General features: G+C 52.8%; 20 protein-coding genes. 10 read left to right on the forward strand and 10 right to left on the reverse strand.

Going from position 1 to position 25,857, the window contains the following annotated elements; all coding sequences use genetic code 11:
- The first annotated feature begins 36 nt into the window (after positions 1-36).
- Positions 37-867, forward strand: coding sequence for a hypothetical protein (locus METFOR_RS09295; RefSeq protein ID WP_015285876.1), 831 nt, complete (start codon positions 37-39; stop codon positions 865-867).
- A 263-nt stretch (positions 868-1,130) separates the two neighbouring features.
- The gene (locus tag METFOR_RS14580; RefSeq protein WP_052310781.1) at positions 1,131-2,141 is read left to right on the forward strand and encodes a PAS domain S-box protein; all 1,011 of its coding nucleotides are present in this window, start codon (positions 1,131-1,133) and stop codon (positions 2,139-2,141) included.
- 64 nt (positions 2,142-2,205) lie between these two features.
- Here METFOR_RS14580 and METFOR_RS09305 read toward each other — a convergent pair whose 3' ends face one another.
- Positions 2,206-2,853, reverse strand: a complete 648-nt coding sequence (locus METFOR_RS09305; RefSeq protein ID WP_015285878.1) for a GNAT family N-acetyltransferase — start codon at positions 2,851-2,853, stop codon at positions 2,206-2,208.
- A gap of 314 nt (positions 2,854-3,167) precedes the next feature.
- Here METFOR_RS09305 and METFOR_RS09310 point away from each other — a divergent pair, with 314 nt between their 5' ends.
- Entirely contained in the window at positions 3,168-3,752 is a 585-nt protein-coding gene (locus METFOR_RS09310; protein WP_048110910.1) for a carbonic anhydrase, read from the forward strand.
- Between the two features lie 381 nt (positions 3,753-4,133).
- Here the strand turns inward: METFOR_RS09310 and METFOR_RS09320 are convergent, their stop codons facing one another.
- The 4 genes from METFOR_RS09320 to METFOR_RS09335 all read right to left on the reverse strand — a co-directional run bounded on the left by METFOR_RS09320 (position 4,134) and on the right by METFOR_RS09335 (position 7,165).
- Positions 4,134-5,213: a C13 family peptidase gene (locus METFOR_RS09320; RefSeq protein WP_158491372.1), complete on the reverse strand. Its 1,080-nt coding sequence runs from the start codon at positions 5,211-5,213 to the stop codon at positions 4,134-4,136.
- The gene (locus METFOR_RS15590; protein WP_158491373.1) at positions 5,170-5,514 is read right to left on the reverse strand and encodes a hypothetical protein; all 345 of its coding nucleotides are present in this window, start codon (positions 5,512-5,514) and stop codon (positions 5,170-5,172) included. The genes METFOR_RS09320 and METFOR_RS15590 overlap by 44 nt, the downstream gene beginning before the upstream one ends.
- Complete coding sequence (locus tag METFOR_RS09330; RefSeq protein ID WP_048110914.1) at positions 5,498-5,683, reverse strand: hypothetical protein; 186 nt, start codon at positions 5,681-5,683, stop codon at positions 5,498-5,500. The genes METFOR_RS15590 and METFOR_RS09330 overlap by 17 nt, the downstream gene beginning before the upstream one ends.
- Before the next feature lie 147 nt (positions 5,684-5,830).
- Positions 5,831-7,165, reverse strand: coding sequence for a response regulator (locus tag METFOR_RS09335; RefSeq protein ID WP_015285881.1), 1,335 nt, complete (start codon positions 7,163-7,165; stop codon positions 5,831-5,833).
- 249 nt (positions 7,166-7,414) lie between these two features.
- Between METFOR_RS09335 and METFOR_RS09340 the strand changes: the two genes are divergently transcribed.
- The 6 genes from METFOR_RS09340 to METFOR_RS09365 all read left to right on the forward strand — a co-directional run bounded on the left by METFOR_RS09340 (position 7,415) and on the right by METFOR_RS09365 (position 17,459).
- Complete coding sequence (locus METFOR_RS09340) at positions 7,415-7,945, forward strand: cache domain-containing protein (RefSeq protein WP_015285882.1); 531 nt, start codon at positions 7,415-7,417, stop codon at positions 7,943-7,945.
- Positions 7,946-8,045: 100 nt separating this feature from the next.
- Entirely contained in the window at positions 8,046-8,846 is an 801-nt protein-coding gene (locus tag METFOR_RS09345; protein ID WP_015285883.1) for a hypothetical protein, read from the forward strand.
- A gap of 26 nt (positions 8,847-8,872) precedes the next feature.
- On the forward strand, positions 8,873-9,208 hold the full coding sequence (locus METFOR_RS09350; RefSeq protein WP_148277652.1) for a hypothetical protein: 336 nt from the start codon (positions 8,873-8,875) through the stop codon (positions 9,206-9,208).
- A 270-nt stretch (positions 9,209-9,478) separates the two neighbouring features.
- Positions 9,479-10,969 (forward strand): coiled-coil domain-containing protein, encoded by a 1,491-nt coding sequence (locus METFOR_RS09355; protein ID WP_015285886.1) that lies wholly within the window; start codon positions 9,479-9,481, stop codon positions 10,967-10,969.
- A gap of 39 nt (positions 10,970-11,008) precedes the next feature.
- Positions 11,009-14,140 (forward strand): PD-(D/E)XK nuclease family protein, encoded by a 3,132-nt coding sequence (locus METFOR_RS09360; RefSeq protein ID WP_015285887.1) that lies wholly within the window; start codon positions 11,009-11,011, stop codon positions 14,138-14,140.
- Between the two features lies 1 nt (position 14,141).
- Entirely contained in the window at positions 14,142-17,459 is a 3,318-nt protein-coding gene (locus tag METFOR_RS09365; protein ID WP_015285888.1) for a UvrD-helicase domain-containing protein, read from the forward strand.
- Positions 17,460-17,520: 61 nt separating this feature from the next.
- Here the strand turns inward: METFOR_RS09365 and METFOR_RS09370 are convergent, their stop codons facing one another.
- Both METFOR_RS09370 and METFOR_RS09375 read right to left on the reverse strand, forming a co-directional pair.
- The gene (locus METFOR_RS09370; protein ID WP_015285889.1) at positions 17,521-19,644 is read right to left on the reverse strand and encodes an ATP-binding protein; all 2,124 of its coding nucleotides are present in this window, start codon (positions 19,642-19,644) and stop codon (positions 17,521-17,523) included.
- The gene (locus METFOR_RS09375; RefSeq protein WP_015285890.1) at positions 19,641-20,900 is read right to left on the reverse strand and encodes an SIR2 family protein; all 1,260 of its coding nucleotides are present in this window, start codon (positions 20,898-20,900) and stop codon (positions 19,641-19,643) included. Before METFOR_RS09375 ends, METFOR_RS09370 begins: the two co-directional genes overlap by 4 nt.
- A gap of 386 nt (positions 20,901-21,286) precedes the next feature.
- On the opposite strand from METFOR_RS09375, the gene METFOR_RS09380 reads away from it, so the two are divergent.
- Positions 21,287-21,841 (forward strand): 3'-5' exonuclease, encoded by a 555-nt coding sequence (locus METFOR_RS09380; RefSeq protein ID WP_015285891.1) that lies wholly within the window; start codon positions 21,287-21,289, stop codon positions 21,839-21,841.
- Positions 21,842-21,928: 87 nt separating this feature from the next.
- On the opposite strand, the gene METFOR_RS09385 is transcribed toward METFOR_RS09380, so the two are convergent.
- From METFOR_RS09385 to METFOR_RS09395, 3 genes are all read right to left on the reverse strand, one after another.
- Positions 21,929-22,753, reverse strand: a complete 825-nt coding sequence (locus METFOR_RS09385; protein WP_015285892.1) for a KilA-N domain-containing protein — start codon at positions 22,751-22,753, stop codon at positions 21,929-21,931.
- A gap of 125 nt (positions 22,754-22,878) precedes the next feature.
- Positions 22,879-23,736, reverse strand: a complete 858-nt coding sequence (locus tag METFOR_RS09390) for a RecB family exonuclease (RefSeq protein WP_015285893.1) — start codon at positions 23,734-23,736, stop codon at positions 22,879-22,881.
- Between the two features lie 424 nt (positions 23,737-24,160).
- A complete protein-coding gene (locus tag METFOR_RS09395; RefSeq protein ID WP_148277653.1) occupies positions 24,161-25,495 on the reverse strand; it encodes a hypothetical protein in 1,335 nt (444 codons plus the stop codon).
- Positions 25,496-25,857 lie beyond the last annotated feature (362 nt).

Here is a 25,857-nt window from a genome sequence, read left to right on the forward strand (position 1 = left end):
AAATCCGGGATTGTCAGGCAGCCAGGGGACTTTTCCATGTCTACGACAGATTCTGCAGGGGCTCCCTCTCAGGGAGCAGGACGATATTGCGAAGCGGCCGTGCCGCTCATTGCGTTTGGCGTAACCGGTGCGGGACTCATCCTCTGGAGTGCAGGATACCCGGTTGATTTCCAGTATGTTTCGATCGGCTGCACGATCAGTTCGTTCATCCTTGCCTACCTTGCCTGGATCCGGCCGCGGAAGGATATCGTTGCGCTCTCGACCCCGATCTACGGCATCGTTTTCCTGGCCACGCCTATCGAGGCGGGAGCCGGGGCCGTACTCCAGCTCCTCTATGCAGCCGGACTGACGATCCTCCTTATACGACTGAAACGCCGTTTCAGCGAGGAGATGTCCGGACCCGCGCCACTCTCTCCCGATGAGCCGCTGGGAAAGTACCAGCGCCGTATTCTTACGGAGATGCCCGCGGTTTCCCCCGCTCTTGCGCGTGCAGCGGGCAGGGTTTTCATCCGGTTTGCCGAGGGGGAATACGAAGAGTCCTGCAGGCTTGCTTCGGGCGTGCCGGAACTGGCCGACGGGACCGCTCCCGGACTGGTGGAGCGGGCATTTGCGATCGTATCCTTTCAGGCAGGCCGGATGGGAGAAAAGGGGCTCGTTCCTGATGAATTTTCAATCTTTTCTGCTGAACAACAGCACCTGCTTTTCTCTCCCCTGCCTGACAATACGGACAAGGAAAGGATGTACAATCGCCAGCTGGAAAATGCCCTGATCCTGCTCTACGTGATCGCTCTTGGCAGCACAGACAAGGAGATCCAGGCGGGCCTGGACGGGCTCCGCCCCTTTGCGCGGCGCCTGGGCGGGGAGTAACGGAAAGGACACACCTTCCGTATCAGCTCTGTAACGGCGAAAAAGGAATGGTGAGAAAGAGTGATGGGATCAGTCCTGGTACCTGGTGATATGGTTCAGAGGTGTGTATATCATCCATGAAAAAGGCAGGTACTGCCCATCTGACCGGTATGCTGTGCGCTAGTGCACAAACACTATGCACGATATCTATGTATATCACAGCCACTAAATAAGCGTTATTACATATCTTTCACGATAGCAGCCGGTCTGTGCAGGGGAGAGACATGATGGGAGACATTCAGAGTACCGACGAAGCCGCACGGATCCGTGCAGTGTTAAAAGAGCATCCCCTCGGCATGAGCATCAAGGAGATCTCCACTGCCGTGAACATGAGCCGCAACTCCGTGGCAAAATATGCCGAGGTCATGACAACTGCCGGGCAGCTTGACGTCCGCCATGTCGGAAACGCCAAACTCTATACCCTCTCCCACCGGGTCCCGGTCTCGGACCTGCTCAACCATGCAAAGGAACTCATTATCGTCCTTGACAAGGACCTTCGGATCATCCAGGCCAGCGGTTCGTTCTGCATGTTCGCCGGTGTCACACGGGAAACAGTCCTCCATACCCGGCTCAGCGCCCTCCCGTTCCCCCTGCTCTCGCAGGAAGACGAGCGCGAAATAGTTGCCCTCCTTGCCGGCGGGCCCCTGTGGAAAAAGGAGATCACGGCAGTCCGTAACGGGAGAGAAGTCTTCTTTGAGGGACGGTTCATCCCGACAACCCTGGAGAACGGGTCCTCAGGGATAACCCTTATCCTTGAAGATACCACAGAACGCACGATCGCCCGCCGCGCTTCCGAGGAGCGCGACCGGCTCCTCCGGACGCTCTTCCAGATCCCGACAACTCCCCGGTTCTTCATCGACAAAAACCACAAGGTTGTGTACTGGGACCGGGCTCTTGAGATCCTCACTAATGTCAGGGCCGAAGATGTCGTGGGTACAAGCGATCACTGGAAGGCATTCTACTCCCTGCCCCGGGCGTGCCTGATCGACTTCGTGGTGGATGGCAACGTGGAAATGATCGCCCGCCAGTTCAGCGGCATGTGTTCGCGCAGTGACGGGACTGATGGCAAATTCGAGTGCACGGACTTCTTCCCGGACATGCATGGCGGGGGACGATGGCTCCGCGTCACGGCCTCGCTGATCCGGGATACCACGGGAACGGTCACCGGGGCGATGGAGACCATTGAGGATGTCACCCACCTGCGGAAAGGCCAGTTCATCATCCAGCAGGCGTGATTATACGAAGGACACCCCTGCCTTCCCGTCCTCGTAAAACCAGAAAACGTTGTCGTGGGGAACGTCAGGGAGTGGCGGGAACCGTATCAGGCTCTCCCGGTTCCCGCCGCATGGGTGTGACCTGGATACTATCGAGGTCCCCAAAAACGAAATCGAAGCGATCGCGGATGCTTGTCGGGAGATCCGCTTCGGGGATGAGGCGGAAACCGAGGCTGCCATAGAAATTGACGAGCTCGGTCTTTGAGTGCATGTACAGCGTCTCGTTCCTCCCGCATTCCTCGATGAGGAGGATCATGACCGAACGGGCAAATCCCCGCAGCCGGTATTCTTCCAGGACATAGACCGCATCCACTTCAAGGCCATCCTCGTGCCGGGAGCACCGGGCAACACCGATAATCCGCTGGCCCGAGAAGACCGCGAAGAGCCGGTCGTGCAATGGATCAGCCTTCTGCTGGTGGTAGTGGATCCAGAGTTCGCGTTCCGCCCGGACCATCTCTGCCGACGTGAGTTCCCGGACCGTGACAGCCTCGACCATCCGTTCCGCAGACGGCATGGTCTTCTCCGAGAAGATGACCTTTCCGAGATGACGGATGAAGTGCGGGCGGATGGCAAGAAATCCGCTGCTCTCCTCGCCGGCAAGGGAATAGAGCGTGAGGAGGGTTAAGTCTTCGTTATAGCGATCAGACTCGGCAGGTGCGGTGATCGTTGGCATGGTCTGGGACTCTTTTAGGGCCGGTATTTCTGCCCGTTGTTCTTTACATGTTGTTTTTCCATGACAATAAGGCTGATGGCAGGAGGATACGGTATTTCTTTGGATCTTCTGATTTTTTGGTCGGAGAACACATCGTGTTCATCTCCTGCTACGGGCCCTGTATCCTGTCGCATCCCCTATCACGCTCCGAGTTCACATCAAGACTCTTCCCCCGCGCATTACAGACCGTAACCTTCTTTCATATTCCGGACAAGTATCAATACATCATACGCCGGCCCGTGTTCCGGTTTATGTACACTGTCAGAGGTGTGTGTATGGCGATTGACAAATTATTACTAGGGAACCTGAGGTTTCGGGAATCTGATTTCACCCCGAACATTGACTATTACAAGGAACTGGCTGGCAGCCAGCACCCGGAGACCCTCTGGATCGGATGCTCGGACTCCCGGCTCCAGACCGGGCACATCACGCAGGCCCGGGCCGGCGAACTCTTTATCCAGCGAAATATCGGCAACATCGTGCCGGTCCATGACTGGAACTTTGCAACCGTGCTTGAATACGCGGTCATGCACCTGAAGGTGAAAGACGTCGTGATCTGCGGGCACTCGAACTGCGGTGCAATCCGGGCGCTCGACAAGGAGAGCACGGATGCGTATATCCCGCTCTGGCTGAACAATGCGCGCGAAGCAAAAGACCGGATTGACTCAAAGATCGAGATGCCGCACACACCTGCGGAGCAGGAAAAGCGGTACCGGATGATCGAGCAGGAGAATGTCCGGCTCCAGATCGAGCACCTGTTCACGTACCCGCTCTTAAAGAAGGCCGTTGCAGAGAACCGCGTGGCAGTCCACGGCCTCTACTATGACCTTGGCACGGGTGCGCTGAGCCGGGTCTCCTGATCGAACCGGTGCCCGATCCCGGATCCACAGGCATACGGGAGTCGGGCCGATCCTTTTTTCACCGCATTCAAAAAAGATGCTGGTGTGAAAATCCCCGGGATTTTCATCAGCTTTCTATGTTGCTTCGCATCATAGCGCGCTCTGGAGAAAAACTCCTTCCAGATAGTTCCCCCCTTGCGCCTCCGACGGGTTTGAAAAACCAGGAGGATGAGAAGAACGCGGATGCGTTCTTCGACTCGGGGGCGCATGTGATGCCTCTGTATTACCTGAAATGGATAATCCGATACAGAGTTGTTTTCATATAAGGTAATTGAGGCCGCCGCGGGGTGCTCCAAAACCTGCCGGTATGCTTTCTCCAGAGGCATTTTTTACGCCCCGGGTTCATGGCGAGAGATAGGCCATGACCGGTGAGTCGAGATCAAACTGCCCGGTGTCGACCATGCGGACATGCGATCCGGTGACAGACTTGTACGTGGCAGGGTACAGTTCCCGGAACGTAATATCGGGATTTGCCCTGATTGCTGAAAGAACGCTGGACGTAAACTCGTCAGACAGCCACTGTTTGATCTCCATATCGTAGACTGCCCCGAGCGACGGCTCGTTCTTTGCAGCACCCGTCAGGTAGTAGATGCCCGGTGCAGTTGCGCCGGTAGCGATGCTCTCCCCAAAGCAGGTGTCAATGAAGAAGACCATCTGCCGGTACCGGCGGTCCCGCGCCATTGCATCGGTGACCCTGGTGAAGTCGTCCGTGGTGAAAAACCCGTTCCCGTACCCAAATACAACCTCGCCCGGCGACCCGTGGCTGGCGATGTACACAAACACGTCCGTGCCGGCATCGCTCTCCAGTACGACCGGCGTGGATGCAGTCCTGTTGCCGGTCATGACATTCTTTAACGTCTCTGCGGTAACCGCCGGACCGGCATAATCCACCTGCGCTCCTGCGCGGACATTTTCCCCCCGGGGAACATTGTGGATATCTCCCCTCAGGGGATTTTCCGGGGATGTGGGGATATCGTCAAACGTCATGAGAATGATATCCTCGTCGGCAACCCCGTTCTTCCGGAGCAGAGTATAGATACTGAGGGCATCGGACTGGTGCCGGTAATTTCTCCACCCCTGCGACGGGCCGACGATCACGGCCCTGAATCCCGTCCTTTCACGGGTTGCAGAATAGGGAGCGGAATGCGATGATAACGACATGAGCGCTTCGGATGCCCGGGTCCCTCCCGCGGATTCCTGATCGCTCTTGGATCCTGCCGTGAGGTTCTCCGAACTGATGGTTTTGATGGTCGCAAACGTCCCGTTGTCCACGGTCCAGTGGGAGTACCACGTGATAACCGGGTCAACACCCAGCACTACGTCATACTCCAGCCCGCCGCTCGCACCGGTGATCCAGGGCATTGCCCCGGTCCGGATATCAGTAAGGGCGGTGCGGACGCCCGTTTCGTTCCAGCCCGTCACGGAGGAGGAGGGCGCCTGCCCCCAGCTCCCGTGCCATCGTCTCCGTGACCCAGTACTCGACCGTGTCCCGGAGAACCTCTGCTGCCCGTGCACGGTCCTCATTTTTTAGCGGCTTTCCCGGCGGCTGGCCGAAGCAGTCCACGTAGAGCACGGGAAAGTCCGGGTTCTCCTCTTCCGGGCCGATGAGGGAGAAATGCAGGGGCGTGACGGAGCGTCTCGTGCGTTCCATGTCCCGGAATGTTGTCTCTGCAGCCCGGACAACCGCAAGGGACATGCTGCCGGACTCATAAGAGCATGACATTGGAGCCGTCAACAGCGCAGACCTCGCCGCAGGAACGGGGTGTGCAGGAGATAAAATCGTCTTTTGTGATGCCGCAGATCTGCCGGAATTTCCCGATGAGATCGCCCGGGACCCTGGCCCGGATCCGGCCTGCCGCCTCGTTCACTGCACCCGCGTACTCGTCCTTCATCCGTTGAATCCTAGTTTGGCATGTAATGGGATATAAGGGGGTGGGAACGCAGGGTGAAAGAAAAACGGGCATATTCCGGATGCTCGTCCCCGTGTATGAGGCTCAAAGGGATTAGCTTACCGGGTATGTCCCGCTGATGCGGCGCCTTCAGATCAGCAGTCGCAGGGCAACGCGGATGTTCCGTTCGCTGAACGGTTTTAAGATGTAGCCCTCCGGATCAATATCCCGTGCCCGGTCGATGGTCTCCTTGTTGCAGCAGCTGGTGAGGAAGATTACCCGCGCATCCGTCGTCTTCCGGATCTCGGCTGCGGCAGCGATCCCGTCCCGTTTCCCGGGCATGTTGATGTCCATGAACACGAGATACGGGTGTTTTTCCGCAGCAACAACCACGGCCTCATCACCGGTCTGTGCCTCGATGATGTTTTCATACCCGAGGTTCTTCAGGTGCTGGATCAGGAGGCTGCGGAGGACCCTGCTGTCGTCCACGACAAGAATAAGGATGGACGTGTCGCACGTCTCCCTGGATTCGTCTGTCTCGTGCCCATTCCCGTCCATCGACGCGGACGCGTCGTCGCCGGCTTTCCCGTTTCCTGTTTCTGCCGCTGCGCCGGCCCGGGCGTTCATGAACGACTTCCTCTGGTGGGCCAGGCTCTCCTTAAGCCGCGTCGCAATCTCCGTGTAGGCGTCAAAGGCACTCCTCCCGAGGCCGGTCTTCGGGACAACTTTTTTGAGCTCCTCCTTTGTGAAGACGTTCTCGACAGCCTCGATGTCGTACACGTTGAGGTCACCGAGGCCAAAGACCGTGAAGAGGACCGGTATCCCGTCCCGGTCATTCACCCCGGCGAGCAGTCGTTTCCCGGCCTTTTTGATAAGCAGCGGGCGGATACTCTTGTCGCAGGTCTTGACAAGAAGGATGATTGCCGGCTCCCCGTCCTGCGAGACCGCGGCAAGGTCGTTGAGGTTAGCAATGACGACCAGTGCTGCACGGTCAAGGTTTGCCCCCTTCTGGAGAATGGTGAAGACAAACTTTCCCCCGCGCCGGGTGCAGTCCTCGTGGATAACCCGGCTCAACAGCTCGCGGTCTTCCCGGCTGATCGTATCGATATCGTTCTGGAGGTCCGAACTGGACAAAAAGAGGCTGGAGAAGAGGGCCCCCCATGCCATGAACAGGGTCCCCGGATCGGGTCTTTTCGGGCCGTCGGTAAAAGAGGATCCGAACAACTCAATCAGCTGCCGGGGCGTGGCCTTCTCGATCCAGGAGAGGCTGGAGTGCGGCATGGTCATGCGGAGCGGTGTTCCTTCGCCGGGTTTTGGAGTCACCGCTTTCTCGATGGTCTTTAAGATCCGGTGCTCCAGTTCCGAGAATTTCGCATCGTACTCCCTCCGGATCCGTTCTACATCCTCAGCGGTATATACGACCGGGGCGGGTTTGCCCTGATCCTTCCGCTTATTGTCACCGGATCGCTGCGGGGGTTTGGTCATACCGGAAGAGCAACCTCACGTTTCAGGGAATTATCTGATTTTCCTTCGTAAGAAGTGTTTCGACATTTCGATACATTAAACTACTGGAATGTGCGGAAGAGGAACAACCGTTCCGGCATGCCTGACAGACAGAACGGTTGTACGCGATATCCTGCGGTTTCATGCAGGCATCCCCGACCCGTCCTGCAGGGCCCCCGCGAGAAGGGTGTTTGCGTACGCTTTTTTTACCCGGAAAACGCACCTTTCACCATGTCCCGCTGGTCCCCTGCCCTCGTCCCTTCTGTTCTTGTTGCTCTCCTGCTCCTTTCTGCCGGCTGTATGCAGGCCCATCCCGCCGGACCCCCTGCCGCAGTCTCCGGCCCGGAGTCTGCCGTCATTTCCAACGAGACCCTTGTCGCATTCGTCGATGAAGCGGTCCGGTATGCGCAGGTCCACGGGAAAGAACACGCGCTCGCGGAGTTTTCCAACCCGAACGGTTCCTTTGTGCGGGGCGAACTCTACATCTATGCGTACGACTTTGACGACGTTGTCCTTGCCCACCCGTTCAGCCCGGGACTGATCGGCACTAACCGTACCAATGAACGCGATGCGTATGGTAACCTGTATTCATATAAGTTCATCAACGCCGCAAAGAACGGCTCCGGCTTCGTGCGGTTCCCGTACAGCAACCCCGCCCGCAACGGGACAATCGAGGAGAAACTCGGGTACGTGAAGAAGGTGGACGATACCTGGTGGCTGGGCTCGGGAATCTATACGGGGCCGGCCCGCGCCCCGGTATAACGGCAGGGCCCGGGAAACCGTCTCTTTTTGCGTACCGGTGTGTTCCCGGCACGGGCACCAAATCAAGCCTTTTTTTACGGTTGAACGGCGAGATTGTATCATGGCACCATCGCCCGACAGCCCGCTTGAAAATCCCCGCATCCTCCTGCTTGCCGGGATCGTCTTTCTCGCCTGCATCCTTGCCGCATCGTTCCTGCTTTCGGGGGCATCCTCCACTGCACCCGCCAGCTGCCCGGCCGCCTCGTCGCACGAGCCGGTATTCGTTGACCCGGTAGAGAAACTCCGGCAGGTCCGCGACCCGGCCTACACGCAACAGATCTTTTCCGAGGCGGTTGCCTACGAACCGCTGCTCGCAACGCCGGGCACGCAGGTCCACATGGGCTTTTACTCGGCAAAAGGAAACCACGGGAGCCTCCTGCGCCTGCTGGACACCGTGAACGAAGGTCCCGCTGCCAGGGAAAATCCCCCGAACCGGGCGATCTGGGCAATGGGCATCAACGGCTACTACCCGTACCCCTCGTGGGAGCGGATGATGAACGAGCACTGGTACGAGCGGGCATTCCCGGTGAACGGGAGCGTTTTGATCTTCGGCGAGTCGTACCGCGACCCGTACCCGGTCACGTTTGAACAGGCCAATGCGATCTGGGCCGGGTACTCGGAGAGGTTTGCGATGATGGCAGAACCGGTTGCAAAAGCCACTGGAAAGCCCGTGAAGATCTGGTGCTTTGTCGGGGGCGCGAAAGCCAACCGGATCTTCTACACGATCGAGCTGCCGGCACTGAAGAAACTCGAAGAGAAGGGGCTTGTGGAGATCTATTTCGCAAAGAGCCAGGATGCTGAATGGAACAACATGGCAGACTGGATCAAGGGGTCGGCAAATACCCCGGCACCGGCTGCCTGATGACGATGTATCCGCCCGGTGATGGTGTGCCGGACCCTGCCCTGCTGTCGGCAGCCGTCAGCATTGTCCTGTCGCAGGGCGGGCCGGCGGAAGAGGGCGCAGACGATACCGTGCTCATCCGGCGTCTCTGCGGGCAGGTCCCTTCGGCTTCCCCCGGACTCTGCCGGGACGCGGTGAGCCGGGCCCGGAAACTCTCGCGGGATGCGTATGAGATTTGCGATGCCTTCCGGGACGGGGCATACGGGAGCGGCAGCGGAGCCGGGGATGCGGCCCTCCGTGCACTTGAAGAGAAGAGTCCTGGTTTTTCTCCCGACGATTACCGGCAGGCATTCGCGGCCGGGTTATTGTGGACGGCGTTCTGAACGCGACGGCTCACGTTCACGATACTGTGCGATTGCGCGTAACGATCCTTGGGACACTCGCTTTTCCCGGAGCGCCGGCATCACTCCGCTTCCCGCACCCGGCTCGCGCTGTCGGTGCCCATCTCGACAACGAGCGTGTTTGCGAATTCACCCTGGATCTCGGCGGTCCCCGATGATCTGAATGGCATTATTTTCACCCCGCTGTCCGGCATTTAATAAGGTTTATTCGCCTACATCTCAACAATCGCTGAGAAAAACCGGTGCACATCCATGGATAGTTCATCTTTTGAAAACCTTCGAAGATTCTTTGATCGTGTCAAGAATGCCGGGTTCTTTGAACGGCTCTTTTCCTGGCAGGGTATTGTGTCACAGGGTTATGATGCGTTTTCTGAATACCAGCAGCTGCAGGGACTTGTTGTTGAAAAAGAAAAGGAAATTGCCACCCTTGTTTCAAAGAATCGGGAGAACGTACAGAATCTGGAGTATCAGATACAGCAGACAACCCAGTTGAAGCAGGATCTCTCTTCAGAGCAGACATACGTGCAATCGCTCAATTTGCGGATTACAGAAAAGGAGAGGGAGCGGGCAACACTGTCTGCAACCCTTGCCGAAACACAGGCAAACAATGATGCAATAATTGATCAGCTGAAGGGGGAAGTTATCAATCTTAAATCCAGGAACGAAGAGTTGCTGCGGAAGATCAATGAAAGAGAGAACGAAGCCGGGGGATTTGTTGAATCCGACCGGAAAAACCGGGAGATTATCCAGAAACTGAACGCTGACTTTGCCGGTCTGACAGCCCGGTATGATCAGGTGAATCTTCAGTACACAGAATCGCAGAAGACACTTTCACAATTACGCCAGAATGAGGAAGAGCGTGTCCGTGCGCATGACGCCCGGATCACCGAACTGATGGCGTTAAAGAAGCAGCTTGAGGATGACCGTCTCCGTGTTCAGGCTGAACGGGATGACGCGATCCGTGCCGAATTCTCTGAGATGGAACAGACATGGAGGAGACATGAGGAGGCAGTTGAACAGACCCTGCGTTCTATCTGCCAGCGGCATACCCTAGAGTACTGCGATAAGGAAAAATTTCCACTATCCGGAAAGAAACCGGACAATGCGCTGCTCATTGCCGATCAGTACGTTATCTTCGATGCAAAGAGCCCGAAAAATTCCGATGAACTTGGCAATTTCCGTCAATACATTAAGACACAGGCCGAGGCTGTAAAAAAATACACCAAGGAGGATAATGTCAAAAAAGATATTTTCCTTGTCGTTCCTGCAAATACCCTGGATTATCTCGACGAAGTCCATCTTGACATGGCAGAGTACCAGGTCTATGTTGTCACGCACGACAGCCTTGAACCGATCATTCTCGCCCTCAAAAAGATCGAGGATTACCAGTTTGTTGATCAGTTAAGTCCTGAAGACCGGGAAAAAATTTGTCATGTGATCGGCAAGTTCGCCCATGCAACTAAACGCCGGATGCAGATTGACACGTACTTCTTTAACGAATTCCTCGCACTTCTCAAGAGCTGCGAATCGCTCCCTGAGGATATCCTCAAGAAAGTTGTGGACTATGAAAAAGCCGAGAAGATGAATCCCCCGATGGAGAAACGCAAGAAACTTATCCCGATCAAGGAACTTGAGCACGATGTCAAAGCCATCACCAAGGAGGCGGAAGCCCGGGAGATCGATGTTACGGCCGTGACAAAAGAGAAGATCGAGACGATCCCCCTCAACAAGTTCCTGGAATAAATCCCTGCATTTTTCTTGTGCGCAGAGTAATCACCTATCATGCCAGCACAGACCCCTTCGGGCAACCTGATTCCGGATATTGCTTACGAATCCGGGCTTCCCGGGGATTGTCTGTCCACGTTCATCTCCCGGTTTGTTACTGCTGCAAAGGAGGATCCCTTTTCCACCTGGCTCATTCTTCCTACAGAGCGGCTGGTCTCTGAAGTCAAGCAGCGACTGATGGCTGATACTATCCCCTTTCTTTCCTCACGCATCTGTACTCCTGAGGGATTTTGTGCGATACAGCTGGAGGAACACCGGACCACCGAGCGGATCATCCCGGAGAATGAATCGAAGATGCTGCTCTCACAGATCCTTGAGGATAATGCCGGTGATCTCCGGTTCTTTGTCCGGCGGGGTCATGTGTCAACGGGCACGGTCAGGGATCTCAGGGAATTAATGAAAGTCATCCGGTTGCGAAAGATTGTATTCCCGGAATGCCTTCTCGAACTTGAGAGCGAGAAGAGCCGGCAACTGGATGCAATTATTACTGAATACACCAGACACCTGCGGGAAACCGATCTTTATGACAGTCATACTCTTCTCGAATGGACAATCGACCACCTGAACCGTTCCGGTGAATCAGGATTAGGAACCGTAGTTATGTACGGGTTTCACGATCTCCAGACCCTCGAACAGGATCTTGTTGACACGATAGCCGAACATGCCGGGAAATCCTTTGTCTTTGTCCCTGAGGGAATCGATCAGAATGTTTTCCGGGGCCGGCCCCGGTCCGGAAAACAGCCCGGTTTCGATCCCGCATCCCTCCGGTCCCGGATAACAGGACTGTTCTCGGAAACGGACGCTCTCGATGCGGGGGATTTTTTCCACACCCGGACATTTTCCTCACGATATGCAGAGATTTCCGGCATTGCATCGGAGATCTGTCGCCTTAACCGGGAAGGCATGCCCCTTTCCGATATTGCCGTGGTTTTTTACGACCTGCGTGACAATCGTGCGCTCATCGAGGAAATATTCGGGGATTATGGGATTGCATGGAATTGCCGGATCGGCCCGCCGCTCTCCGCTTCCCCCCTCATCCAGTTCCTTACGAATCTTGTCGATCTCTCTCCTGGCGGGTATACCCGGGAAACCATGATCCGGATCATTGGCAGTCCCTATTTCCGTCGGGGAAATGTCCCGGGCAGTACCTCCTCTCTGGATGCGTCCGAAGTTGATCTTGTCTCGCGCTATGCCCGGATTGATGGCCCTCATCCTTCCTGGAGCAGACAACTGGAGTGGCTGCGTACGGAACTTGCCGATCCAAACAAGGCAAAGAATTTCCCGGGTATCAGCGTCCATACGGTTGACCGGGTCCGGGAAGGAATCCGGATTCTCCAGAACGATCTTGATGCAATCAGCCATGGCACATCCCTCCAGAGCCACATCAGGGCATTCCGTGAATTCCTCACGTCATGGGATCTCCCGCAGATCTTTTTCGCACCGGATGCTGCCCTTAAAGAGCGGGAGATCCAGATTTATGAAAAATTCTGCAAACTCCTCACCGCACTGGAACATGCCTCCTGGCACCCGGATAATGCACCCGTCGACGGGAAGAAATTCGCACGGATGATAACATCCCTGGCAGAGGATCCGGATGAGAGCGGACTTGAGGATGCCGACGGGGTAACCGTACTGGGTCTCTGGGAGTCCCAGCACATGAATTACCCGGTGGTATTCATCGGGGGTCTTGTTGAAGGAGTTGTCCCCCGGCTGACAACACGCCTCCCATTTATGAACACCCTGGAAAATGCCCGGATGGGGACCCGGTCTCTTTCAGAAATCCTCAGAGAAGAGCAGTATTATTTTATCGCATCGCTGCTGTCCGCACAGAAAGCCGTGTACCTGAGCGCTCCGCTGGCCGATGGAGAGAAAACGCTCCTTACGTCAGCGTTTTTTGAGCGGGTCCGCATGAGATCCGGGGATCTTCCCTGGCCGGAAATTCCAGTGGATATTTGCTCTGCCTCCCTTCGCTGTAGTGCGATCAATGCTGGAACGGCCATCCAGGATGGCCGAATCTGCGAAGCAAGGGGAACAATACCTAGCTCTCATCCAATCAGCGATCTTGCCGAACGCATTAACATGGAACGCTATCACCGGACCGGCTCGTGTGATTCCTCGTATGATGGCATCCTGTCCGGAGATGAGACAATTCAGGAAGCACTTGCCGGCCGCTATGGGCCGGATCACGTGTATTCCCCGACAAGCCTTGAGACTTATGCCAACTGCCCCTTTGCCTACTTCCTGGGCCGGGTGATCAATCTCAAAGAATTACCGGAAGTGGAGTCGAACCTCTCGGCCAGCGATCGCGGAACTGCCATCCACGATATCCTGAGTGCCTTTTACCGGCAGTGGCGCTCTGCCGGTCACAACAAGGTCAGTCTCGCTTCTCTGAACGATGCCACGGAGATGATCCTGAAGATCGCATCGGAAGAACTGGCACAGTATTCCTTCCAGAGCCCGCTCTGGGACGCGACCCGGATCCTGATGCTCGGGGACAACCATACCGGGCCCGGATACTTTGAGAGATTTTTGATCCATGAAGCGGGTGAAGAGAATTCACCGCTCATTCCCTCGCGATTCGAATTCTCCTTTGGCATGGAGGCGGGTGAATCGGATGATCCATCATCTGTTCCGGAACCGGTTGAACTTGTTTCGCAGGATGGCGGACAGAAGATGTTCATCCGGGGCCGGATCGACCGGGTCGATCTCACCCCCGACGGGCAGTTCGTGATCTATGATTACAAGTCCGGCCTGCAGCATCCCAAAGCAAAAGAGATCGAGGCCGGGACTGCCCTGCAGCTGCCGCTCTATCTTCTGGCTTTCGAGAAGATCTCCGGCAATCACGGCGTTGGCGGGGGATACTACAAGATACGGCGCGAGATCGCCCGGAGCCTCGTGCTCGCGGACCCGGTTGCAAAAGACCTGATGATCTCCCGTGTCCGTCCATCCGCGGATTTTGCCGGCACGATCCGGCACTCCCGCGACTGCGCCTTTGCCTATATCGAGGGGATCCGGAACGGCCGGTTCCCGCTACCGGCCGAAGAGGAATGCCCGAATACGTATTGTGAATTCAGACAGATCTGCCGCTTCGATCCGTACCGGGTATTCCAGTCGGGGGAGGAGACCTGATATGGCAGCGACACCACGACAGGGCGAAGCGATCACAACCCACGACCGGAGCATGGTGGTCACGGCCGGCGCCGGGACCGGTAAGACCTACGTGCTTGTGCAGAAATATATCGACCTGCTCAAAACCCGGCCCGTCACCGTGCCCCAGATCCTTGCGCTGACGTTCACCGATAAAGCCGCGGCCGAGATGAAAGAGCGGATCCGGGCCGAGATTCTCCGGCACGAAGGCCCGCGGTGGGAGAAGGCCGCTGAGGATTTCATGATTGCGCCGGTCCAGACGTTCCACTCGTTCTGTGCGCAGGTGCTCCGGGAATTCCCGATCGAAGCCGGCTTGGAACCCGGCTTTGTCGTGCTGGACGAGCAGCAGGCCGGCCGCATCCGCAACCAGGCATTCGATGAACTCATTCACTCCCCGCAGGATGGACCGGTCAACGAGGCGCTCGTGCATGTCCTCTCCATCACGGACCAGACCAACCTCCGGAAGATCCTCTCTGCACTCTACGAGCGGCGGGAGCGCTATGCACAGTTCTTTGCGGCTCTTGATGCTGATGAGACGCAGGTGCTGGAAACCTGGACGAGAGAAGTATCCGAATTCCGGGACGAGGAGATTGCAGCACTCCGGAACGATCCCTCGTTCTCCTCATGTGTTCGTACCCTGCTGGGGTTTGCATCCGCGTATGCAGGTGTTGATGACAAGGCTGCACAGTTCCTGGGGGAGATCCAGCCCCTCCTTTCCCGACTTTCTGATCCTGAAGATTCAGGAAAATTCTGTTCGGCTGCTCTTGAGCTGGAACGGAAGAGACTTGGGAATATCGGGAGCAAAAAGAACTGGAGGGGCAATGATCTTGCTGAGTTCAAGAGTTCACGCAAGAGCCTGAACGACATTCTCGTACAGAAAATTTCCCTCTTCCGGATGACGGTGGATCCCTCCGACCCGGTGATCACCGGGTCGATCCGGTTCCTGCACGACCTGTCCTTTGTGTTCTCCCGGTACCTGGAACTGGTAGGGACCGGCAAGGGTTCTCTTGGGGGCCTGGACTTTTCGGACCTGATCCTCCATGCCCGCCGGCTTTTTCTTGAGCAGCGCGATCTTGTGACCACGCACTTCATGCCCCGGTTCCGGTACATCCTTGTTGACGAGTTCCAGGACACGGACCTGACGCAGTTCGATATCATCCTCTCTATTATCGGGACGCCGTCCCCTTCCACGGATTGTCTCTTCATTGTCGGGGATCCCAAACAGTCGATCTATCTCTTCCGCGATGCAGATGTGACCCGGTTCAAGGAGGCACAGGAGATCATCACCAAGGCATGCACGGGAAGGAAGATCGATCTCGATACCAGTTTCCGGAGCACGAAAGAGGTGATCGGCCTTGCGAATTTCCTCTTCTCCCGGCTCCTTGCATCCGCAGAAAAACCGTGGGAGTTCGGGTACGAGCCGGTCAGAATATCCGGAAACCGTGCGGATCACACCGGTTCCGTTGAACTCCTCCTGCCGCCGAAAGGAAGCGATGCTGCCGGCACCAAACGGAACGAGGCTGCGATGGTTGCCCGGCGGATCCAGTCCGCGATCCATTCGCGACCCCTTACGGTGTACGAGGAACAGCCGGACCATTCGTTTGCCCGGCGCCCGGCCCGGTATGGTGATATCGCGATCCTGCTCGAACAGCGGACCAACCTCCCGCAATACATTTCCGCGCTGGGCGAGTACGGCATTCCCTTCTATGTCCACGGGGGGACCGGGTTTTACCACCGGCAGGAAGTGTACGATCTTACGAACATCCTCTCGTTCCTTGAATACCGGCATGACAATGTCAGCCTTGCCGGCATTCTCCGGTCCCCATACTTCGGCCTGCCGGATACGGAACTTTTCCACATTGCGCAGGAGAACGGCCGGACGCTCTGGGACAAACTCGGGAAGTACGCGAGGAGGACCGGCCCTGGGCCGGCAACCCGTGCCCGCGATCTTCTCGCATCCTGGCAGACATATGCCGGCCGGACCGGCCTGGTCTCCCTGCTGCGCCGGATTTTGTCGGAGTCCGGTGTTTACACGGTCTATGCAGCGCTCCCGGCCGGCGAACAGATCCTTGCCAACATCGAGAAACTGGTTGCCATGGCCCGGGCCAGAGAGGAGGCCGGGAATTATTCGCTTGCCGACTTCACGACGGATCTCCGGCTCGCGATGGAGGATGACGAACGGGAAGGCGAGGCCCATCTCGATGCCCTTGCCGAGAATGCTGTCAACATCATGACCGTGCATGCGGCAAAGGGGCTGGAGTTCCCCATTGTCTTCGTGCCGGACATGGGCATGAGCTTCCCGAACACTACTTCGCCGATCCTGATCGGCGACAACCCGCTGATGGTGGGCGTGAAGGTCCCGAATCCCCGGGAGAATTTCGAGATGACCGAGAGTCCGGTCTTCCTTGCATTGCGCGAGCAGCAGAAGCAGAAGGAGCGGGCCGAACGGAAGCGTCTGCTGTACGTTGCCCTCACCCGGGCCCGCGACCATCTCATCATGAGCGGGACCATGCCGGAGGATTCCGGGTTGTCGTACGATCTTTCCCGGTCCCGGATCGAATGGATCTTCACGGCGTTTGGCGTGACCGGGGATGCCATCGCGACCGGCGGGCTTGATCTCGAACTGCCGGACGGGACCGGATCGATCAGGTTATCGATCGTCTCCGATTCCGATTCGATCCCGGCCGAAATCGGGCGGGTGGAACCGGAACTGATTATTGTGCCGAAGGAATGTGCGGGGATGTGCGGGAGCTGGCAGCCACCGGAGTACAAGGTAGGGAAGCGACGGATCCGGCCGGTGTCGGTTTCCGAACTGGAGAAGGCAGAAACAAAAATCCCGGAACCTCATGAAAAAGTCGCATCAAAGTACCTGCCGGGGGTCGAAGGCGCAAAGAAGGGAACGATCATCCACGAAGTGCTCCGGGGCCGGGATGCTGCGACGGTTTTGCGCGAGTATGGCGAGTACTCGGAGGAGCATGTCCGGCAGTGTGAGGAGATCCTGTCGGCGTTTCTCAATTCTGATTTGATGAAGCGGGTGAAGCGGTCGTATTGCGAGGTGCCGTTTGTTGTGACGGTTGATGGCGGGCCGGTTACCGGGAAGATCGACCGGTTGTGTGAGATGGAGGATGGATCGTGGGTTGTGATCGATTATAAGTCAGAAACATCTGCCGATTATGCAGCGGTTGCGGAGGGGTATGCTTTTTCGATTGCGGTTTATGTGGAGGCTGCCTGTCAGATCATACGAGGAACGGTAACGGCGGTAGTACATTTTACGGAGTTGGGGATGTTTTGGAAGAGGTAAAGTTTAGGGGACGTGTAAAATTTTAAAACACTCTTCAATTTATTTAGAAAATGAGATGAATTTAGGGTTTCTTAGTCTGTGAAGATTGAGTGGGTGGGTGGATATCCCCCTCACTTGATTTTTGCCATTCTTGGGCGATAATATCCCAAGAAACATTACGTTTTTCTTTATGTGTCCATACATTCCAGAAGGATGGGTCTGATGACTTCGGGCGGCATTTTTCTTCCAGTTCATTAATTTCGACAAGAATTGGGATCGGTGCTGCATATCCAAGAAGGATTCCTTTTCGAGTAGGTAAAATTGGAAGTTCTCGTAATAAGTTCCCTAAATTATCTGGAACGAATTTACTGACAAGGTCTTGATCTTTGTCATTCACGATTCTGTGAAGTAAAAATGTATTGCACTGAGATAAAACTGTAGAAGATAATTCAGCAGGTCTTTGTGAACACAGAAGTAATCCTAGGCCAAATTTTCTACCTTCCCGCGCAATCCGTTCAAATGTTTTACGACACATACTATCTGTGGAATATTCATTTTCGGAAAACGGAACTTGTCGAATAAAAACATGTGCCTCATCTAAAACCATAATTGTCGGTAATGTGTCACCAATCATTCTTCGGTAACGTTGGAGGGCTTCAAAAATAATTCTAGATATTACTGCCACAACTAAATGAATTACATCAGATGGAACAAGCGATAAATCGATGATTACAATTTCTCCATTTTCTGCATTACTTCCGCCAATATAGTCTTCTAACCAGTTCTGTAAGTTATCTCCTTTTTCGAAGCCAATAATCGAGGCCATTCGATTATCTGAGAGCATTGTTCGAATACGCATTATCAAAAAATCAAGATACTGTTCCGCTTTTCGTTCTTGAGAAATGCGTTCGATATAATTCGGCAAATCTTGAACATTGTAAGGAATTGGAGAATCTTCATCTGGGCCAAGAGGTATAATCTCCCATCCTATCGATAACAAAAAGCTGTTAATTGCTTTTATTGATAATTCAAGGTCTTCTTCACTGAACGGAAAATATTCACGGACTATATTTCCACCACGTCCTTGATACTCGTGACTAAATCGTTTCTTTTCAATTTGATCTAGTTCTCCCAACAAAATTTTAATTGGTTCATTGTGAATAGCAAGGCAGGTGTGAGATTGTTTTTCCAAGTCTTCACATGTACTTAAAAGAAGAGTTCCAAAATTATTTTTTCCGGGAAATTCTTTAACCGACAATATACCTGATGCTAAAATCCCCTCAATTTTTTTTAATAAACTTGAATAATTTATACCTAAGTGACGTGTTTTTAACTGAAGCTGTGATCCACATTTCAATTCTCGTAGCGCTTGTCTTAAAAATGGTCTTTGAGCTTTCGCACTCGCTTCTGATATCGAATCCCATTCAAAACTATTCCATAACCATGCGGGAACACGTAACTGTTTAAAATCATCTTTTTCTTCATCAATTTGGACTCTAAATTTTCTGACTTTGGAGAAATCATCAAAGGCATCTTTATATTCCCCATTTGGATCGAGAATAATGAAACGGGCGTTAATTTTTCCATCTGATATCTTTTCCTGGGCATGTTTTATTGACCATCGAATAATTCCACAAACAGAGGATGATTTCCCACTTCCAGTATTGCCTAATACCGCTAAATGACGCCCAAATAACTTATTGGGATTTACAAAAACCGGAGCATTCGCCGCTGCTGGAGCTATTCCAATTTGAAAACATGATTCATCATCTTTATTCTCAACAATCGCTTGGAGTTGTTCTTTCGTTGGGAGAATGACAATATCCCCAACAGAGGGATAATTAAACACTCCACGTTCGATGGAATATTTCCCTTTCTGAAATCGAAGTTCCCCCAAGGGGGAGATGGACATTATCCGTTGCGGAAAAGGCAGATCTATTAGATCGAAATCTTTGAATCCCTGTCTCTTCGGGTATTGTGCATTTTCAATACCGATCCAAGATATAACTCCTATTAACGCACCTGATTCATTCGGGATTAAGACATAACCATTAATTTTAGGAAAAAGAGTAGGAGTTCCGGTATTTATCGCCGTACTGTGCGGGGCATCATGATCGAGCGTCACCCTCCATTCTCTTGGTGAAACAGATTGGACTGTTCCTATTGAGAGATTTCGGAGTGAATCGAAAGAACATTCGTCATTCATTCCACTCTCTCCGTTTGTGGCATATCTCTACTTTGTTGATGGATTCCTCTTCGTTCCATCAACCTTTGTTGTCTTTCCGTAATACGGTCAATTGCTGCTTTGGGCAGGTAATTATCAACTAACTTCTCTAAATCTGCTAATTGAGAACCAATTAACAAAGTGAACTGTGCTGGATTCGACTTTTCAAAGAATTTTTTAATTCTTCCTTGAGCACTATCAAATGAAACGATCACAATATGAGTTGACGGGATCGTCAGCATATCTTCAAGAATCCGATTAATATGTGAATCGCCGAATCCGTATCCATATGTCACAATTGTTGAGTTTGGCCTACAGACCGCTGATGAAAAATCACGGAATAACTCAGAGTACGGATAATATGTTGTGTCAATGCCTTTCGCCGAATTTGGATATATTACAATTTTTTCCTTCAACGATTCTTCGGAATATTCTTTTGTCCCGAATGCGACCGGATCTCTTACAATTTTTCTTTCTGAGAATCTCCAATCGATAGATCCATGGATTTTTGTTAATCTAGCAACTCCTTCAACATATCGGGGCTCTCCACGGATTCCTGGGGGATTGTAATGACAATCAAGTTCGATTTTAGTGCTACGGAATACTGGTGAAATTTTTCCGATAAAACGGTCGAGAATAATTATCCCTGCTAGATCACACCCATATTCGATAAATCGATCATAATTTGTAGTGAAGATATTGAGACGGTCGCGTGTAGCAGTTCTGCTCGCGAAACTGATCAAAAACGATTTTAAGTACATTAAGGCTTTTTCACGATCTTCTTCAGATTTATTCATAAAATCATGTTCAGTTTTCAATATCCCTTTCACAAAATTCTTGATGATCTCATCAGTTTCGTTTTCTAGTTTTTTTACATCTTTATGTTTGAGAATTTTCAATCCTTGAAGTAATTCTAGAGCGGAGCGTAAATCATCCTCAAAATTTGGCTCACCTCGTTCCAATGCCGTTGCTTGTGATTTTGACCAGGTATCAATCTCTGTATTAAAAATCGTAAAGGGGATTCTGTTCATTGAAGGAGGATTCGATTTGGCAATCCTTGTGGTTGCGATTGATAATCCCGTCCCTACTAATAACGACAGATGTTCACTTTGAAAAATTGCAGAAAGCCAAGGTTCAATTTTTCTTCGTAACTCATCTTCCATTCCACTTTCAATTTTTGTGAATTCGCGATTTAAATAAAGAAAATTTTGTTCCGCCCAGTCGACTTCTGTTCCCATGTAATCTCGCCAGATGCGAGTATTATTTTTTTAATATTTACGTGATTTCATTTCTTCTTGTATTTTTTATTCAATTGGTTTCATATCATTTTAAGACTTAATCTCAAAAATCTCTACAAATATACATTTTTAATGCTATCCTCGAAAAGACGCACATACAGGTCCATCTATCCGATGCCGTTATCGCAGCCTCGGCTTTATCGCTCGACGCAACTCTCGTTATCCGGAACGAGCGCGATTTTAACCATGTACCGGGTCTGCTGATTTCAACCCGTTTCATACAATATCCAGATCTTTTTTTACCACTACTCCCCGTTAATTATCGGCTCGTAGCAATCCCCTCCGAACCACCAATCCCAAATACCAGCCATACAAAAACGGATCTGATGCTCCTCTTCTTCGACACTGAAACCACCGGCCTCCCGAAAAACTTCGAGATCGATCCGGTAAAGAAATGGCCACGGGTTGTCCAGCTGGCCTGGTCATTATACGACACCGAAGGCACCCGGCAAAGCCAGAACAGTTTCATCATCTACCCGACGGACTTTTCCATCCCCATGGACGCTGCCCGGATCCATGGCATCACGACCGAACGGGCCCGGGCCGAGGGCACGTCACTCTACAAAGTCCTCCCGCAGTTCAATGCCGATGTCATGAAAGCGACTAGGATCATCGCCCATAACCTGGATTATGACCTGCCGATCGTTGGTACCGAGTTCACGCGATGCAAAATGGAGACCGGCCTGCTGAAGAAGGAACCGTGCTGCACGATGAAACCCCGGGAGATTGTGGAGTTCTGCAAACTGCCGGCAAAGTCGGGCCGGGGATACAAGTGGCCGACCTTAAACGAGCTGCACATACAGTTGTTCGGCGAGGGATTTACTGACAGCCCAATGCCGGGGCTGATGTCGAGGCATGTGCACGGTGTTATTTCGCATTGAAGAAACAGGGAATAATCCAATAATCAGATTCGAAGAGTGATCACTTCCCTTCTTTTTTTAATAGTCAGAACTCACCAGCGACCTAACTTAGATCTCCCTGTCCCCGCTGATCATACGGATCGTGGAATCCTGCGAAAGCAGTGTCATCTGGTGGATGGCAATACGATTGAGTTTTTCCAGCCGGTCCGGTTGCGGAAGATTATCACCAATGAAATGGGCGTTGAGGTTCTCAAGGTTTGAGAGGCAGACCAGCTGGGAAATATCTGCATAATCCCGGATATTGCCGTTCTTCTTCGGATTGTTCTCCCGCCATTCCTTGGCGCTCATGCCGAACAGGGCCATGTTGAGGACATCGGCTTCCGACGCATAAATGGCATTGATCTGCGGTTTGGTCAGTTCGGGCGGGATAAGGTTTTCGCGCACAGCATCTGTGTGGATCCGGTAATTGATCTTCGCAAGGTTACGCCGGATGTCCCAGCCGAGTTGTTTTCGTTCATCCTCCTTGAGGCGCTGGAATTCCTTGATGAGATACAGTTTGAATTCAACGGAGATCCATGAAGCAAACTCGAACGCGATATCCTTGTGGGCGAACGTTCCGCCGTATCTTCCGGATTTCGAGACGATCCCCCGGGCGCGGGTCTTCTCGATCCACTGACGGGGCGTAAGGGTAAAACTGTTGAGGCCGGCCAGTTTTCTAAACCCGTCGAATTCGACGGGATTAAAATCCGGATTATTCAGTTGCTCCCAGATGCCGAGAAACTCGATCGTATTGCGGTTCCGGATCCAGCTGCGAATTAAATCATCCATAGCGTCCGGGTTTTTATATCGTGCAATATCGGTAATACAGATATAATCCTCATTATTCCGGGAGATTACAGCAACATCCCGGTCCAGTACAGTAATCGTTGCCATCGTTTCAATCCCCAAAAATCCGACGACGACAAGCCGGATTCAATATAATCCTGCATTTATAATGCAGATAAAGAAAAGGAGAGGAGTGTGAAAGTGAGATAAGGCTCACGGTATTGATCGTATGATCATCCGGTTACAGATTCCGGACAAACTTCCGCAAATTTACAACTCATGCATTCCCGTGCAGAAGGACTTGCCGGGAAATCCCCGTACTCGTATGACGCATTCATCGCCGCAAACTCCCCCTGGATCAATACTTCCTTGTCCTGCAACTCTTCCGGGTAGAACGAGTACGGCTTAACGGCGCCGGTCTTCAGGAAAACCAGCTCGGTCGCAATCTCATCGGTACTTTTCATGTAATGATTGCGTGCCCAGAGAACATACGCAGCCATCTGGAGTTCCGACTCGTACTCGTCATCGTCCCGCCCCGTCTTCCAGTCCGTGAGGACAAGCGTCCCGTCCGCCATCTTCCCAATAAAGTCCACCTTGACCGTCACGCCCACATTGCTGGTGGTGAAATGATCGAACTCCTCGTGGCGCAGGCATTCCCGTTTCGCATACTCCGACCATTTGCCAAAGAATGTATGCAGGCAGGTGATTCCATTTGTTTCCATGGAAGCGAAGAACGAAGCAGGATTTTTTTCCCCGTTGTGGTACTCGGTGAAGGTCTCGCCACCGATATTTTTGAACGCTGTAACTTTTTTCACAAACGCGTTCATCGCCTCTTCCGGTTCCATCGGCCGCTCTTCGCAATGGAGCTGGATCTGCTGGTCGATGATATCGTGGATGAGCTGGCCCTGGACAACAAACTTTGATGTGAAATTCTTGAGCCACCGGATTTTTTCCGGGGGAACGACCGGACTCGTCTTCACGTAAGGGGCAATGTATTCAAAATAATATTGGCGCTGGCAACGGTTCCAGACCCGGTGTCTGGTGAAGGACCAGGAATTTATTTTATGAAAAAATGGATCCAGCTCTGCCATACTCTTTAGTGGGATACCGTTGTGAAAATACTTCGCCTTTCTTCCGAGTTATCAACATCCTGCATTCGTATGGTTCCAGGTAGTACGTCTGTCGAACATCCCCTTTATCAGGCACTCTTTCCGAGAACAACCTCCCAAAAACCAATCTCCCCGAAAATCGCTCCTTTTTCGAATCGGAGCCTATTTTGAAAAACCGACTTTTGGAGGATCGCACTTTTTTGCGAATTACAGTACAGTGTTTTAAAAAGACGCCATTTACACGATTATTTCCCCCATCCGGACGCACATTTGCCCTGAAAAAATGTCAATATAGGACCTCCCGGTTGGCCGATCTCTGTTTTTTCTGGGCATGGGTACGTGAAATGAACCAGAAAGGGATATGATTCCTCGAAAAATAACTTACGAGATCCATCAGCGGATACGCTCACTCCCTCCTTTTCCTCATCAGCACGATCATCCCGATCACAACGAGTGCAAAGCCGGGTATGAGAAGAGAGACCGGCGCAGGAGTCGTTTCCCCCTGTTGTGTTGTCGGAATAACCGGAGACAGGGTCACCGGCTGAACATGTTCACCCGCATGGATTACCGGCCCCAGATCCGCAAAGAAGAGCTGGGATTTCCCTGAATACCCGGCATCCTCTACTTTCGGGTAGGTCCGGATCAGGAGCCCCTCGTCATTGAACCGGATGATGTCGATCTCCAATGTCTTGTTGTTCAATAATTCACCAAGCCCGGCATCAAACAGTTTGTCCAGTTCGCCGTTGAACGAAAGTTCTGTTTTCGTCCCGGTCGGGATATGGTACAGGGTCCGGCCATAGATTACGTAATCGCCATCTACTGCATAGAGATAATCACTGAAAGCCCCATCAGTTTCGGCTAATACTACATTCTTCAGGGTCCTGAGATCGGTAAGATAGAGGACACTATGATACGCGGGAGTCCTTATGCCGGTGGTTTTTTTCCATACAAAATAATCCTCCGAGAAACAGTCCGGGTCAAATCCCACAATCCCCCCGGAAGATCCGATATTAGTCCCGGAGGGGATGCTGATCTGTGTAACTGAAAGGTTGCCGGGGGATCCGGCCAGGGTGAACAGGGCCAGGCCGTCGCCCGGATGACGCCGGATAACTTCATACGAACTCCCCCAGCCGATGCTGTAGGTTGCCGTGACAATAGTATTGCCGCCAAATCCGCTCGGATCGTCTATATCGGAGAGATTATCGATCTTCGTGATATCGCCACGATCCGGGGAATAGACCAGTAACTCAGCACCCGATACTTTCGTCTTCATGACGTCCAGGGGCTTCTGATAATTCGTTGCATCGAGGAACAGGATGCGGTTATTGTCAGCAATAAGGCTGAGGATATCATGGTGAGAGAATGGTGTAATCAGGGTATTGTTCTTGCCGTCAAAAACATACAATCCGCCCTCCGATCCGCGGAGTGCCCGTACCTTGTTTTTATGGAACACATAATACACTTTTCCCTCTGTGATATCGAGGGTTTGTATCTTTGTATGATAATTTGACACGGGAGGGATCTCCAGTGTCCTTGTCTCTTTGGTCCTGCTGTCCCAGGTATAAATCGTCTGGCCCTTGTGATAGGCAACTACGCCATTGCTCAGGCCAAAGTGGGACTCCTTCAGCCCAGTAAAATCCCGGGGGGTGACGCTGTTTTCATCGATAAACGTATAATTGACCATAACCCGGTCTTCTGCGGCCGCAGAGACAGGCAGTGCCAGGAGCAGGATAACGATCACGGCAACGAAAAAAAATGATACAGATAATTTTGTGGAATTCTGATGCCGGTGTTCGGACCAGGGGATATTATTCCGGACAATCATATTGATCACATGTCTGGACGTTATTTAGCGTTTATTCCGAATGTGTCTACATACGCACATATCCAAAAAAATGTGTAGACACTTTCGGAATAATGATTATTTTATATTATTTCTTATTAAACAACGTGGACCCTCAACGCGGGCACGAGCGATGATTTGTCGTGCAGACCCCGAACGAAAGTATCCTGGTACCAGTCTCTGGATTAATCTCCCCGGTGAGCCGGTTCACAGGGAATCGACAGAAGAACACGCATGGTGAAACAGACCATGAATGGTTT

This window comes from Methanoregula formicica SMSP (assembly GCF_000327485.1).
GTDB classification, from domain to species: Archaea; Halobacteriota; Methanomicrobia; order Methanomicrobiales; family Methanospirillaceae; genus Methanoregula; species Methanoregula formicica.